Source organism: Catenulispora sp. GAS73 (assembly GCF_041262085.1).
In the GTDB taxonomy this organism is placed as follows: Bacteria; Actinomycetota; Actinomycetes; order Streptomycetales; family Catenulisporaceae; genus Catenulispora.
Genome location: NZ_JBGCCM010000042.1, coordinates 54,140 through 70,001, shown reverse-complemented (window position 1 = coordinate 70,001; position 15,862 = coordinate 54,140). Strand labels below are relative to the sequence as shown.

Sequence of the window (15,862 nt, the reverse complement as noted above, 5' to 3'; positions counted from 1 at the left end):
CGTTCGGGCAAGCCGCGCTCCGGGACCGCGATCGGTCCCGGAGCGTGCCCCTACCGTGGGATCCGGTATGTCGGCATCGGGAAGGCGAGTGATCATGAACCCGGACGGAACCGGCCGATGAGCCTGCCCTTCGACAGCGAGCTCGAAGCGCTGATGGCCGAGTACCGCAAGCGCCGGGCCCGTACCGCCGAGCTCCAGCGGCAGATCCGCGAGATCTCGGGCACCGCGGTCACGGCGCGCCAGACCGTCATGGTGAAGGTCGACGCGCAGGGCGGCCTGCTCTCGATCGAGTTCCCCACCGGCGCCTACAAGCGCATGGCGCCCAACGAGCTGGCCGAGGCCATCCAGGGCGCCGTCGCGGAGGCGAAGGTCAAGGCGCTGGAGGCGCTCGGCGAGCTGATGACGCCGGAACTGCCGCGCGGCCTGAACTTCGTCGACCTCGTGCAGGGCCGGGCCGACCTCACGAAGGCCCTGCCCGACGAGCCGCCGATGCCGGATGCCGTGCGCGAGTACATCGACACCGGCCGCGTGCCGGGACGAGCATCGGGAGGCATCGATGAGTGAGCCGGTCTGGGTCGACACCGACCGCATGGGGGTCGTGATCCCGCAGATCGTGGAACTGGACCAGCAGGCCGCCGCCGCGCGGTCGGGTCTGCTGGAGGGGCTCGCCCCGCTGTCCAACGCGGCGGGCACGGACGACGCGGCGGCGAAGGCCTTCTACGCCTCGCACAACGCGACCCGGGACATGGTGGTCAGCGCGCTGTCCGACTTCTCCAAGATCGCGAACGGCATGGTCACCGGCGTCCACACCATGGTCCGCGGCTACGAGGCCACCGAGCAGGGCAACACCGTGCCGAACTTCGGCGGCGGTGACAACCCGCCGCCCGAGCACACTCCCGGAGACCACGTCCGGCCGTGAGCATCGACATTCCCCCGGAACTCAACTGGGTGGTGGAGATCGCCGCGGGCCAGGCCTGGCCGCAGGCCGACGAGGACCAGCTCAACCAGCTCGGCGACGTCTGGTATCACACGCGGGACCAACTGGCCGCGGTGAACGACCGGATCGCGCCGATGGCCTCAGGGCTCAACGACGCGCTGAACGGCCCGGCGGGCGAGCAGTTCGGCGCCTTCGTCAAACAGCTGAACGCCACCATGCCGACCCTGGTCACCACCACGGGCCAGCTGGGCTCCATGTCGAAGGACACGGCGGTCCAGACCCAGTACTCGAAGCTGATGATCCTGGCCCAGCTGATGTGGATGGCCGAGCAGATCATCGAGTGGTCGAGCACGATCTGGGGCCTGGCCGTGGTCCCGGAGATCGAGGCGGTTGGGCGGCTGGTGATCCAGCAGCTCGCCAAGCGGTTCGCGATGTCGGTGATCTCGGCGACCGCCATCCAGACCGGGATGGACGCGGCGGTCCAGGCGTTCCAGATGTTCGTCCTCAAGGACCGCGACCACTGGGACACGAACAGCACGATCGGCGCGGTGGAGATGGGTGCGCTGGCCGGCGGCGTCGGCGGTGTGCTGCACGAGGTCGCGCACGTCGTCGCCCCCGACCTGATCAAGGACCTGTCGGGCAAGCTGGTGCTCGCGGGCACGACCGGCGTGACGGTCGCCGGGATCTCCAACGCCGCGTTCGGCGGCGGCCAGAACCTGGGGCTGGCCTTCGCCTCCGGCGTCACCGGGAGCCTGTTCGCCGGACGCGGCGGCGGCAAGGGCGGCAAGGAGCCGCCGAAGAAGCCGCCGGTCGATCTCAGCACGCTGAAGGACCTGGCGGCGCTGGCGCACGACCTGCCGGAGCCGCCGCCTCCGCCGGGGCCGGGTCCTCATGGGGGACCGGGACCGTCGCGGGATCACCCGCCCGCCCCGGGCGGCGGTGGCCGGGGGCCGGCCGGTGGGCTGCCCGGGTTCGAGCCGGTGCCGCCCGGCGGTAGTCATCCGGAGCCGATCGTGGAGCCGGTGAAGGAACCGGTCGTGGAGCCGGTTCAGGGGCCGGTCCTGGCGCCGGTCAAGGCGCCGGACGTGGTCAGGAAGCCGCCTGCGGTGACCGAGCCCCCGGCGGTGAAGACGGCCGAGCCCAATCCTCCTGCGGTGCCGGCGTCGGCGATCGCGGGCACGCCGCGTCCCGAGGACGTTCTCACCACGTCTTCCGGCCCGCGGCAGACCCCCGAGCCGGTGCTGACCCCCGAACCGAGGAAGTCGTCCGAGCAGCCGCAACCGATCGAGCAGCCGCGGCCTTTGGAAGCGCAGCGACCGGTCGAGCCTCAGACACCGGCGCCGAGGCCGGCCGATGTGCCGATCACAAGTCACGAGCCGGTGCTCGACCATTCCGCTGACAACTCCGCGGTGACCGAGACCAGCCACGCCACCGATACCAGCCACGCCACCGACACCACCGTGGTCACGGCCCCCGGCCAGACGCCGGTTCACGGGCATGCTCCCGCCGATACCAATGTGGTCGTCGCCCCGGCTCCGATTCACGCGCACGCCCCCGACGTCACCGGCGTCATCGTCAGCCACTCTGAGCCGCTGCCCTTCAGCCCGGGCAGATCGACCGCTCCCGTCCCCTACAACTTCCCGCGCCCGGTAGCCGATCCGCACACCTGGCCCTCCCACCCGGAGACCGCCCCGCAGCGCATTGAGACCTTCGCCGACACCGGACACGCCTCGTCGTTCCTGTCCCGCTTCGGCACCGGCTATGGCAACACCCTGCACCTCCAGGACGACGCCTCGCCCGGGGCCGCGGGCCAGGCGCACGCGGCGCGCGCCCTGGTGCCCGACTCCAGCGGGCGCTACACCATCGCCGCGCACGGCGACTCCGGCCGGGTCAGCGTCGGCGGCTACGACCTCAGTCCCAAGGCCTTCGCCGATCTCGTCCGCCAGCATCCGGACTTCGAACAGATCCAGCAGTCCGGCCTGCGGCTGATCATCTGCGACACCGGTGTCGCGCCGTCTGGCGGCCACGCGTACGCCCAGGAGGTCGCCAACGAACTCGGCGTCCACGTCGCGGCGCCCACGAACAAGGTCTGGACCTCGCATGACGGGGTGGCCCTGGTCGCCGAGCCAGATCCGCTGCGTCCCGGGCTCCCGAAGTACTCCTCGCAGGGTGTCTTCCACGACTTCGCGCCCGCGCCCGCGCACGCCCCGGCGGTCGAGCGGGGCGGCAAGCCTGCGCTCAGCCTCGTTTCCGAGCCGGCCGTCGCGCACACCGCCGAACCCACACCGAATCAGGGGACGACAACCCGCCCGGCACCTCAAGAAGTGACGCGCCCCGCGAACCAGACGGCGCCGCACCCGACGGACCGCCCGGCGACCGAGTCCACGTCCCGGCCCGCGCCCCAGCCCACGGACCACCAGCCGGTCACCTCAACCGAACACCCGGCCACCGGCCCGACCACCCGGCCGCCGGCCGAGGCCCCGACCCAGGCCCCAACCCAGGCCCCGCCCCACGCCCCGCCCCACTCGGTCGACACGCCACCGGCCGCGTCCCGCCCCCTCCCCGACGCCACCCACCACCCCGCCGAAGCCGCCCTCACTGACAGCGCCGACCACCCCCGCTGGCAGAGCGACGTCGTCCAGTGGTCCCCGCCCTACGCCGCCGCCGCCCGCAACCCCGACCACACCCTGACCGAACCCCTCGTCCCCTGGTACAACCGTCCGGGCATGGCCGGCCAGCCGCACGCGCTCGGCGACTTCTCGGTCGTCACCGCCGACCGTCCCCACGACGCGGCCGCGCAGAGCCACAACCTCCTCACCACCCTCAAGGCCGCCAACCTCACCGACTCGGCCGGCGTCAACACCGGGAACACCGCCGGCGACCACATCAACCGCCGTCTGGCCCGCGACTTCCAGCACCAGGTCACGAAGGCGCTGGAGAGCACCGACCCCCGCGAGTGGGAGAAGAACCTGCGCTCCGGGATCACCGTCGGCGGCGGCGACACGGTCGTGCGGGTCCGGTTCCGCCTCACCGGCGACGACGAGGCCCCGGCGGCCCGCGATCCCGATCCGGTGCTCCGGGAGTTCCTGTCCAAGTACGGCGACATCGCCCACGACCAGACCGACGTCGTGGAGAACAACCGCGGCATGGGCTTCCTGGCCGAGTACATGAAGACCTTCACGAGCAAGCTGTCCAGCCTGACGATCATGGTGCGGCCGAGCGTCGACGTCAGCACCAAGACCACGCACTCCCTGGCCCACGAGGTGCAGCTCGGCAACCGCGCCACCAACGGCGCCCGGGTCGGGGTCGCGCACCAGGTCCGGATCGAGGCCGAGGTGCACACCTCGGCGGGCCACACCGCCGCCGCGGCGCACGACGTGACCGACAAGACCGTCACCACCGCCTACCCCGCCGCCTACGGTCACGGCGCGCCCGACGGTACGCACCCCGTCATCAACGCCAGCCACCCCAAGGCGATGGAGCGCTACGACTACACGGTCGGCGCCGTGGACACCAAGCCGCTGGAGGACGCCTACCTCAAGGCTCTGATCGGTCCGGGCAAGGTCGCGCCACACCGGGCCGCGGAGATCGTGCACAGCGCCGTCGAGGAGGTCCTCGACGAGAAGTCGTTCCGGGACCGCGCGCAGGCGGCGTTCACCGACTCGCTGCCGGCCAACTTCGTCCGGACGAAGGGCTTCGCCGGCTACACCGGGCTCAAGGCCGAACTGGTGTCCGTGGAACGCGTCGGCACCACGACCGACGGCGGCATCCGCAACGACATCGCCGAGACCGTGACCGTCAAGCACGGCACGGAGCACGGCCAGGGCGTCGGGATCAAGGTCGGCCCGGAGTTCGGGTTCGTCGACGGCGTCACCGCGACGGTCGACGCGTTCGAGGGCTCCGTGGGCTCCAAGCACGGCATCGGCACCCAGGTCCAGGGCCAGGCCAAGACCGCCGTGACCCACGACGGCGACAAGGTCCGGTACAAGGCGGTCTTCCGGGTCACCGGCCAGGTCGACGCCGACCGCCGGATCCAGTCCGACCTGAGCCGGTCCCCGGCGGTGGTCACGTTCCACTCCGACCTCGTCGGCGAGCTCATGGTGCCCGTGCACCAGTCCGCGGCCTTCGAACACGACATCGCGGGCCGCGCCCCGGCGGTCCCCGTGCCGGCCCGGGCCGCGCTGACCCCGGCCGGGGCCGCCCGGGCCGCGAACCAGATCGGCCCGCGGACCCGTCCGCCGGGCCTGGGCGCGAACTCCGCCGTGAACCACCCGAAGATCTACCAGAAGCTCCTGAAGCTCAACGCGAGCAGGCTGCCGGCCTCGACGCCGTTCCCGCGTGCCGGCCTGCGCGACGGACACGACAACACCGCGCTCTACCAGCACCTCCGGAACACCGGCGGCCAAGCCTCCATCCACGTCCCGCCCAACCATGTCTTCACCCCGCGCGAACTCCAGCAACTCCACGACCTCCAGACCAACCACGGAGTGCGGGTCTTCGAGACCGACCCGAACGGCCAGCACCGCGTGCTCACCGTCACCCACAATCCGCCGCCGGTCCCCCGCCCCGACGGCACGATGGAGATGGGCCCGCACCTGCCCCCGCACACCACCGCCTGGGCGGGCACGGACCACGCCACCGTGTTCTCGCAGCCCCGGGGTTACCACCTCGACGCGAACGGCGTCAGCGGCGCCCGGACCGACAGGGGCTCCTTCCAGCCGAACCCGTCCCGGATCGCGCGTCCCGCCGACCGCGCCGTGCCGCCGGGCCAGAACGTCCACGGCATCAAGACCGTCAGAGACCTCGACTCCCGAAAAACCTCGGCCGCCGACGCCGCGCCGCCCCGGGACGTGGGCCTGGTCGCCCCGGCCCGACCCGGTGCCGGGCTGCAGCACTCGCTCGACGATGTGCGGGCCGAACCACAACTCCACGTCACGAACCTGACATCAGAGCACGACATCCTCACCCGCGCGAACCTCCCGGACGAGGGCTACGTCCTCAACCCCGCGGGCCACGTGGTGTGGGGCTGGCACGACAGCGGGCAGCACGCTTGGGGTGCCGACGGCACCGCCGGGAAGCACGACGCGCTGGTCGACCTGACGCGCCAGGCCGGTCGCACGGGTCTGCAACTCGTCGTACCGCGCGGCAGTCGGTTCGAGACCGAACTCCAGACCGCCGCGAACGGGCTCCGTCCCGCGAACAACGCTCAGCACAGCCCGCAAGAGCTCACCAACCGCCTGAACCTGCAGAACCGGATCAGCGCCGCCCGCGAGAACGACGGCGCGGGGCTGGACCATCTGTCCAACGACGATCTGCTCCGCACGCTGGTCTCGGACCGCTCCGTGCGCATCGTCGACGAGCACGGCATCGCCAGGCACGACCTCAACACCCGGCAGACCGTCCGCGAGGTCGTCCAGCGTGCCCCCGACGGGACCGAGACCGGGCGGCAGATCGTGGTGGTCTCGGACAAGCCGGTCGACACCTCACTGCGCCTGGGCGAGGAGAGGGCGATCCGCGACGGCGACGGCCAGTTGCTGCGCACCGTGTCCTGGAAGGGCGACGGCGGTGCGCAGACTCCCCACGTCCGCCGCGCCGTCAACGAATCCGACCCGCGCAGGGAGACCCCGGAACTGGTCGCCGGAGCCGGCCTGGGCAGCGCCGCCGTCAAGGAGCTGCCGCGGAGCGAGGAGATCCACTCCACGGCCCGGTCCCTCATCAGGGACCTTGCCTCGAACCAGAAGGGCATGCGCCGGGGACTCCCGCCCGGGGACCCCAAGGCCACCTCGCGCGCCGACGGCCGGCCGGCGCGGCTCCGCTACCGCCGCGACAAGCAGCTCCAGCTCGCGCTCGGTACGCCGAAGCTGCGCGGCGCCCGCGGCCGCGGCATGGACGCCGGGCACCAGGACGTGATCACCTACGGCGGCCGCACCTACAAGGTGTCCGTCGAACAGGTGATGCTGGACCGTCCGCACGGCGCCATCCCCTCCGACCCGGACGTCGCGATCGACCACCAGACCAAGGGCACGCGGGGCAGCGGTTCGTCGACCGAACGTTCCTGGACGGTCGGTACCGGCGGCGGCATCGGCGGCCGGGTCGAGCTGCCGCACGGCGGCGCGATCGACATCGGCGACTTCAGCGGCGGCGTGTCCGGCGGGAAGACGCACGGCCAGTCGGACGGCACCGCGTCCAAGAACTACAGCCGGCTGCGGGCGCCCAAGGGCGACGCGTTCCGGCCCGAGTACGACACCAGGTACCAGGTCACGGTCACCGAGGTCAAAAACCGCTTCGGCAGGCCCACCGGCAACCAGCGCACGGTGAGCCGGATCATCGAGGGCGACGGCGCCACCGTGCCGGCGCTGGTGCCCGCCGCGCTGCGGCCCAGCCAGGCCCACGCCGACCAGCCCGCTTACATCCAGGCGCACCACACGGTCGCCGCGACCGTCGGCCGCACGACCAAGCTCAGCGACGACGAGTACCAGGACCTGAAGAACCACCCCGACGTCATCGACTTCGGCAAGACCGGCACCGACGGGCTGCACGCCACCTTCGCCGGGCTGGACAAGTCGGTGCGGTCCTCCGCCGGCTTCGTGATCTCCCAGGCCAGGGCGGCACACCCCGAGGTGCCGCCCAAGGCGTGGGAGCATCCCGCCTACGTCGCCGAGGTGGAGCGGGCCCTGTCCGAGGGCTTCCTGCGCTCCAACCTGCCCCGGCTGCTGAGCGACGGCGGCATCCCGATCCCGCTGCCCAAGGAGTTCCACTGGGGCCCCGGCCTGCCGAACTACGAGCGTTCGTTCACGGTGAAGGGCTTCTTCGTCCGGGCCGACCCGACCGCCGGCCACGCGGCGCCGGACGCGGCGAACGAGAGTTACGCCGAGCACGACGTGAAGCAGACCGACAGCAAGAACTCGCACGTGGACTACAAGGTCGCCGGCTCGGTCGGCGGGGCGTACCGGCACAACGTCGAGACCGGCGGCACGGAAGGCTCCTCCGAGGCGGGCGCGGGGGGGTCGGGCAACCAGCCGAAGCCGTCGGCGACCAAGCGCGGCGTCGCGGACCAGATCGGCGCATCGGTCGGGGCCGAGGCGTCCGGGACCATCACGAGCAAGACCGATTCCACGACCAAGGGCAGCATCGACGTCTCGCTGCTCACAGAGAACACCGGACAACAGTTCGGCCGGGCGCACCTGGTCCTGGAGGTGACCTCGAACCGGCAGCCGGTTGACGCCGGGTGGATCAACGGGGGCTTGGGCAAGCTCTTCCGGCCGACCGCGTACGACACGACGCCCGAGTCCCACCGCCTGCTCATCGAGAACGCCGCCGAGCTGTCGATGAGCACGACCCTGCACTCCGACGTCAGCACGCTGCACGGCGACCCGACGGCCAACCCGCCGGTGCCCGCGGTGCCGACGCACCTCGACCCGCCGCCCAAGCCGAACCAGCCGCTGCACCTGACCCGGTACGACGCGGCGATGGCGGCCGGCTACGCGACCCATCTCGACGACCACGCGGCGGTCTTCCAGGAGAGCGGGCCGAAGCACCCCGGCGGACCGGTGACCCTCCCGGCCGGGACCGGCATCGTCGGCGCGATCAAGCACGGCCTGGCGACGACCGGCTCAGTGGGCGACGAGCACCTGACCGACGCCTCGGACGTGTGGCGGTCGTTCACGCACAAGTTCGACCCCGGCGAGTTGAAGGCGCACCCGGACGACCTGTTCGACACCGGCGTCACCCACCGTGCGGAGTTCCCGGGACTCGGGGGCAGCACGACCCAGGTCACCGTGCGGGTCACCGCACAGCGTGCCGACACCGACCACGTCCGCACCCGGGACCGCGGGGCGGTCACGTTCGGCGGGCAGTCGCTGAAACAAGAAGGCAAGCAGAACATCTCAAGGCACGACTTCTCGGTGGTCGGGAAGGTCGAGGGGCAGTTCACGGCGGACGGCCACGCCGGCGGTACGGGCGACTTCGCGACGCGCTGGGGGGCCGGCGTGGAGAAGGCGACAGGCAGCCAGAGCGTCGTGCGCGACATCCGCCGCACCGCGGCCGCGGTGCGGCCGAAGGGCGGCGACACCCCGCCGCAGGTGCCGAACGAGACCGATCAGCAGCGCAAGGACAGAGAGGACCGCACCCCGACCGCCGGCGAGGGTGAGGAGTTCACGCACAAGCTGAACCTCAAGATCGACATCTACGTCGGCCACGAGATGCCCGAGCCGCTGGCCCAGTTCCCCAGCACCAGCGTCTCGCGGACTCCGCCGACGCCCGTGGTGACGCTGCGGACCGGGAACGACGCGCACGGACCGACGCACATCACGATGCGGAACGTGGTGCCGCACCACTTCACCGAGGACGGCCCGCCGCCGGCCGAGCCCGCGGCGGCACCGCACCCGGCTGCCGCGGCACCCCACCCGCCCGGCGCCGCGCCACACCCGCCTGCCGCTGCCGCGCCGCTCCCGCCTGCCGTCCACGCGGCCGCCCCGGGCGAGCGCGTCCAGCCGAGCACCCTCGACCACGAACTCGCCGACCATCTCCAGGGCCTGACCTTTCCCGAACTGGACCACGTCGCGGCCTGGGCTCCGGCAGTGACCCTGCCGCGCGGCAAGGCCACGCCCTACATGGACGGCACCGGACCCGGGCTCGGCGGCACCCCGGCCGCGCCGCACCTGGGCCGCTACGCCCCGCACAGCGACCTCGGAGTCCGGCTGACGACCTCGCTGGCCAACCGCAACGTCCGCGACAACTCCGGCGACCTGTTCCGCGGCACCTTCGAGCTGCCGTCGCCGAAGAGCGAGCCGGTGCGGCTGGGGGCCCAGATCGAAGGGGTGATCCGGCCGACCGGCAAGCCCGCCAAATACAACGGCATGACCTTCACCGAGCGCGCCGACGAGCCCACCTTCAGCGAGAGCAAGGGCAGCGGCTGGTCCACCGACGTGTCGCTGGGCGGCAAGACCAACGACGGCGCCGGGATCCCGAGCGGGTCCGCCGGCAACCGCAAGGGCGTGGAGACCGAGGCGAACATCGGCGACTACACCGAATACAACCGGCAGTACTCGGACGACTCGTACACCTACGGCGGCAAGGTCTCCTACCTGCTCACCGGCCCCCACGACTGGTCGATGAAGATCGATTCCACGAAGAACTTCGAAGGGCTGCTGCCCAAGGGCTGGGCCGAGAACCTCGCCCAGAACCATCCGACTCAGGTCGTCCATCCGCTGGCCCGGCAGCTGCCCGACGATGCGGCCGCCCGAGCCGCGGAGGTCACGACGCTGAGCACGACCCCGCCGCCGGACGGACAACCGCACCGCGTGGTGGCCGACCTGAACGGCACCGCCACGATCGACGACCACCTGCGCGCCGCGCGGGATCTGGCCGTGGCGGCCAACCGGCCGGTGGACCTCACCCTGGTGCACTATGCGGGCGGGAACGCCGACCACCTGGAACACCACGTCTTCGACCCGGCCGACGCCGGCCACCGCGGCGCGGTCGACGACGCCGCGAACCAGCGGCGCCTCGACGGCCAGGCGCTGGCCCGGCAGCAAGCACTGCAGGACCGGCAGCAGGCGCGGCAACAGACCGTCGATCGGAACGCGCAGACTCTGCAGGACGGCCACGACGCCGACGTGGCCCTGCAGAATCACCAGAACCTGCACCCCGAGAACCTTCAGCAGCGGATCGCAGATCTTGAAGAAGCCCAGCGGCAGGCGCAGAACGCCGTGGACCGGGCGACCCAGCCCGGCCAGGCTCCGCCTCCGGCGCTGACCCAGGCCCGGGACGACGCCGCGGCACAGGTCGCCAACGCCCGCGCGACAGCAGCCCAGCGGACAGCGCTCGAAGACGAAGTCCGAAGGCTGACACCCCTCGTCGACACCGCGAACCGCGCGAACCAGGCCGCGCAGAACGCGGTCGACACCGCCCAGGCCCGGGTCGACGAGGTGCCCGCGGCCGCCGTCCAGGCCGCGGCCAGCCACACGGCCTCGACCGGCACCGCTCACGCCACCGGAGACCAGCAGACGACGGTCGCCGAACATCGCAACGACCTGTCCGGGAGCGCCACGCCGCGGGACGCGGTGCAGGCGGCCTGGCAGCCCATCCCCTCCGGCTTCGCCCTGCCGCGCGACAACACCGACCTGGCGAACGCCTTGCAGCGGCCGCCGCAGCGGGACACCCTGACGGTCTCGATCGGCGGGGCGCCGACTGCCGCGGGCGCTTACTCGGTGCGCGGCAGCGCCGCGACCCGCGACGAACTCGCCGCGGCGATCATCGAGCAGCTGGCGGCGTCGCCGGACCCGGTGCCCCGCCGCATCTTCATCGAGGGCGACGACAGTGCCGCGCTCGCCCAGGCGATCAGCACGGAGAACGCTCGGCGGGCCACGGCGAACCAGGCCTTGGCCGGCGGCCCTCCGCAAGCGGCGCTGCCGCCGGTCGACGTGATCGGCGTCCGGGGCACCGTCGCCCAGCTGTCAGACGACGGGATCTGGGTCGGCGGACTCAGCGGGCTCGGCGACCGCTTCCTGCGCCGGTGGGAGAACGCCCACGGCCTGATGGTCTACCGCGACGGGCAGCCGGTGGGCACGGCACCGTACCCCGACCTCGTCTCGCTGGTGGCCGCGCTCGACGCACCGCCGAAGCTGCCGCTCATCCCGCCGCGGACCGGAGGAAACACGTGACCGACATCGGCGTCACCACCCTCGCGGGAGCCTGCCACAGCCTGCTGCTGCGGCTCGCCGGGCGGGTCCCGGACGGGCTGCTGTGTCAGAGCCGGACGTGGCTCGCGGCGCTGGAACCGGAGGCGATGGCCAGTGCCCTGGCCTCGCACGCGGCTGCCGCGCGCCTGACGCTGGCCGCTGAGGACGTGGGCCTGCTGGGCTGGATCCTGACCGGGGCCGGGATGGACGCCGCGGTGCTGGCGCGGGTTCCGGTCGAGTCTGGGACGGATCGGGCGGACGGGATCGTGGCGCACGTGTTCGCACCCGCCGCACCCGAACTGATGGCGACGCGCGGCGGGGAGTTCGGGCCCTGTCTCGACCTGACCGCGGGCTCGCCGGGCTTACTGGGCTCGCCGCGATCACTTGGCTCACCGGGGGACGCGCCCGCCGGGCTGTCCGCCGACGCGCCCGGCGACGTGCCTGACGACCTGTCCGGCGACCTGTCCGGCGACTCGGCCGGTGACGTGGCCGACGATCTGGATCGGGCCGCCGCCGCGGCCGCCGCGCGGATCGCCGGTGCCACCGCGCTGTGGCGTGCTTGGCGCGCGCCGTCCGACGGCTCCCCGTGGCCCCCGCCCCGGCGCGTCTTCCTGCTGGCCCTGAACCCGGAGGCAGAGCCCTTCGAAGCCACGGCCGCGCTCCAGGGCCACCTCGCCGCGCTCGGCGAGACCGACCCCCAGGTCGAGGCCTTCGCCCCGGACCAGGATCTCCCGGCCTACCAGCGCTCCGCGCGCGCCAGGTCCGCCCTGCTGTGGATCTCCGGCAGCCCCGAGCCTGTCCGCCTCGCGCCGGTCTACGACGGTGTCACCGCCGACGGCACGCCCCTGTTCGACCTGGACCGCCCGCGCCTCACCGCGGCAGACCGGGAGCAGGTCGCGGCGGCGCTGGAGGCGGGGACTGTGCTGATGTCGACCACGGCCCGGCTCGACGACGTTCTGGACCCGGCCGACGGTCGCGGCCGGGTCCCCTCCGGGTTCCGGACCGACGGTCGGTGGGTCTGGAGCGACGCCGTCACGTACTACTTGCGCACCCACGGCGTCGCGCCGGTGGCCGGACTCCTCGGCCATCTCAACAGCCTGCAAACGGTTCCCGCGACGTTGCCGGACGCCGTCGACCTGTTCCGCGCCACCGCCGCCCTGACCCGTCCGACTGACAGGAGCCGCTGATGGAAGACGACCCGGTCCAGACCGCGCTGCGGCGCATCGAGGAAGCCCGCGCCGGCGGGCACACCGCGCTGACGTTGTCCGGCCTGGGCCTGCGCGACCTGCCGGACGAGCTGCGCGCACTCGTGGCCCTGCGGGAGCTCGATCTGTCGGCCAACGTGCTCACCGTCCTGCCGCCGTGGCTCGACACCTTCCCGGACCTGCGGGTCCTCGATCTGCGGCGCAACCGGCTGGTGGAGGTACCCTGGCAGCTCGGGACGCTCGGCCTGGCCGAGCTGGAGCTCGACGGGAACCCACACCTGCTCCTCCCGCCGCCGGAGACGGTCGCCGAGGGGACGGAGGCGGTGCTCGCGCATCTGCGGGCGTGCGCTCCGGACGAGGGGACTTCCGAGGTGCTTCGGCAGGGCGACGGTGCGGCGCCGGAGGGCAACCCGATTCTTGCGGCCGGTGGCGCGCCTGAAGACGCCGACCACTTCGCAGCCCCCTCCACCGGGCAGTCGATCGACCACTCGAACGCGCCCGCGACCGGCTCCTCGACCGACCCCGCGGTTCGCGGTTCGCGCACGGTTCCGAGGGCGGCTGCGGTCGTCGGCGCGGCCGCCCTGCTCTCGGCCGCGGCCATCGTCGCGGCCGCGGTCGGCACCGGCGGGACGTCGGCGAAGCATGACGGGCCGGTCGCGCTGACCGGACCCGGCGGCGTGTCCACGTCGCAGCCACTGGGGAACTTGCTGGCGGAGGGCGCTGCCGACACGCCGGGAGCGCCGACCCCGACCGGAACCGCGTCGACGACGGCGGCGATCCCGGCCCCGCCGAGCAGTTCACACGCCGCCGTGGCCACGACCGCGTCCGTGGGCGGGTCACCGGACGCGAACCCGATCGACACCGCCCCACCGGTCGTGCTGACGACGACGCAGACTGTGACGCACACGACCACCAGCGCACCCAAGCCCCGGACCGCCTCGCCGCCGCCCGCCCCCAAGACCACCGCCCCACCCAAGACCACGCCGCCGCCCCCTGCGCCCAAGACCACCGCGCCCCCGACCGGCCCCGTGCCGGTCTCCCATGCGGACGCCACCGGCCAGGTGATCGGGAACGGCAACCTGTGCATGGACGACTATGCGTCGAACACCGCCGACTACAGCGAGATCGACCTGTGGGGCTGCGACAACACCGGTGCCCAGAACTGGACGTACGTCGAGGCCGGGAGCACCCTGCACGTGCTGGGCGGTTGCCTGGACGTGCACAACGCCAGCACGGCCGCCGGAACGCAGGTCGACCTCTACCACTGCAACGGAACCGGCGCGCAGGTGTTCATCCCGCGCTCGGACGGGAGCCTGTTCAACCCGCAGTCCGGCAGGTGCCTGGACGACCCCAACGCGTCCACGAACTGGGGAACCGCGCTCCAGATCTGGGACTGCAACGGCAACGCGAGTCAGCAGTGGAAGCTGCCGTGACAGACGAACAGGGCAATGAACACGGCAACGAAGACGGCAACGCAGACGGCAACGAACAGGCCCATGAACACCGCGCGGCCGAAGCCGAGTCCCGCATCCGCGCGGCCCGGACCGCCGAGGCCACCGTGCTCTCTCTCGCCGGCCTGGGCCTGCGGGCGCTGCCCGGGAACCTCGCGGAGTTCAGCACACTGAGATCACTGAATCTGTCCGGCAACGCTCTGGGCGATCTGCCGGTCTGGTTCACGGAGCTCGCGGCGCTGCGCGAACTCGACCTGTCCGGCAACCAGCTGACCGAGGTCCCCGCGGTCATCGGGACGCTGGCAGAGCTGGAATCGCTGTCCGTGCGGGGCAACCGGCTCTCGGCGCTGCCGGACTGGTTGTCCGGGCTGACCGCGCTGGCGACGCTCGACGTCGCGGAGAACCAGCTCGTCGAACTGCCGCTGACGCTCGGCGAGCTGCCCGCGCTCGCTCAGCTCGGCATAGCGGGGAACCGGCACCTGATCCTTCCCTCGCCGGACATCGCCGCGCAGGGGACCGAGTCGGTGCTCGACTACTTGCGAGGCGTCGGCCCGGTGGTTCCGGCGGCGCCCGCCGTCGCGGTCGCCTCAGCCGCTTCGGTCACCTCGAACGCTTCGGTCACCTCAGCCGCAGAGCCCTTCGACCCGGCCGCGACCGCGTCCGGCGCGGCCGTCGGCCCGCTCCACCCGGCGGACCGGCCGACCCGTCGGGTGGGCGGTGACCGGCGGATCGGCGCGGCCGTCGCCACCGCGGTCGTCCTGGCCGGTACGGCCACGGCGATCGTCGCCGCGGGGGGCGCCGGCGGCGGCGCGGCGGATGCGCACGCCCCGGCCGTCGCTTCGTCCTCGGGTGCCGGGTCCGGGACGACCGCCGCGACGGACGGTGACCCGTGGGCCCCGACGACCCCCTCGTCCCCTGGACCCTCGGCACCCTCGACGCCGAGTACCACCGCGAGGCCGGTCACCCCGACCCCGCCGCCGCCCTCGGCGTCCTCGCCCGCCGCTCCCGCCCCGTGGTCCGCCGCGGCCCCGACCAAGGCTCCGACGACGACCGTTCCCGTCGCGCCGCGCGCCAGTTCGCCGAGTCCGGTCAGGACTTCGCCGAGCCAAGTCCTCACCCAGTACCCGGTCGCCCCGCCGAACGTGGACCTCGCGCTGCACCGCCCGGCGTCCGCCACGAGTTCCAAGGACCAATACGTCGCAGCCAACATGGTCGACGGGGACACAGGCTCGTACTGGGAGAGCGTGAACGGGTCGGCCGTCTTCCCGCAGGCGCTCACCGTCGACCTCGGAACCACGACCACCGTCGGCCGCGTCGTCCTGGACCTGCCGCCGGTCGCGGACTGGAACCAGCGGACCCAGACGATCACGATCCTCGGCGCGGGTGAAGACGGCGTGTTCACCACGATCGTCTCTTCGCGCGGCTACTCCTTCGACGCCCGCACCGGTGACACGGCCGCGGTGTCCTTCAACGCCGTGCACGCGCGCTACATCCAGCTCTACTTCACCGCCAACAGCGGCTGGCCCGCCGCCCAGTTGTCGGAGCTGCAGGTTTTCTCATAGCAGCGGGACCGGCATCCGGCGTCAG

The 15,862-nt window shown here is 72.6% G+C and carries 6 protein-coding genes; all 6 read left to right on the top strand.

Annotation, left to right across the window (positions count from 1 at the left end; translation table 11 throughout):
- Positions 1-117: 117 nt before the first annotated feature.
- Genes ABH935_RS42740 through ABH935_RS42715 form a run of 6 tightly spaced genes read left to right on the top strand, consistent with a single transcriptional unit; the run spans position 118 to position 15,837 of the window.
- Positions 118-564, top strand: coding sequence for a YbaB/EbfC family nucleoid-associated protein (locus ABH935_RS42740; RefSeq protein ID WP_370383712.1), 447 nt, complete (start codon positions 118-120; stop codon positions 562-564).
- Positions 557-919 (top strand): hypothetical protein, encoded by a 363-nt coding sequence (locus ABH935_RS42735; protein WP_370383711.1) that lies wholly within the window; start codon positions 557-559, stop codon positions 917-919. The genes ABH935_RS42740 and ABH935_RS42735 overlap by 8 nt, the downstream gene beginning before the upstream one ends.
- Positions 916-11,601, top strand: a complete 10,686-nt coding sequence (locus ABH935_RS42730) for a hypothetical protein (RefSeq protein WP_370383710.1) — start codon at positions 916-918, stop codon at positions 11,599-11,601. Before ABH935_RS42735 ends, ABH935_RS42730 begins: the two co-directional genes overlap by 4 nt.
- Positions 11,598-12,806 (top strand): hypothetical protein, encoded by a 1,209-nt coding sequence (locus ABH935_RS42725; RefSeq protein WP_370383709.1) that lies wholly within the window; start codon positions 11,598-11,600, stop codon positions 12,804-12,806. Before ABH935_RS42730 ends, ABH935_RS42725 begins: the two co-directional genes overlap by 4 nt.
- Complete coding sequence (locus tag ABH935_RS42720) at positions 12,806-14,257, top strand: ricin-type beta-trefoil lectin domain protein (protein ID WP_370383708.1); 1,452 nt, start codon at positions 12,806-12,808, stop codon at positions 14,255-14,257. Before ABH935_RS42725 ends, ABH935_RS42720 begins: the two co-directional genes overlap by 1 nt.
- A complete protein-coding gene (locus ABH935_RS42715) occupies positions 14,254-15,837 on the top strand; it encodes a leucine-rich repeat domain-containing protein (RefSeq protein WP_370383707.1) in 1,584 nt (527 codons plus the stop codon). Before ABH935_RS42720 ends, ABH935_RS42715 begins: the two co-directional genes overlap by 4 nt.
- Positions 15,838-15,862: the final 25 nt, after the last annotated feature.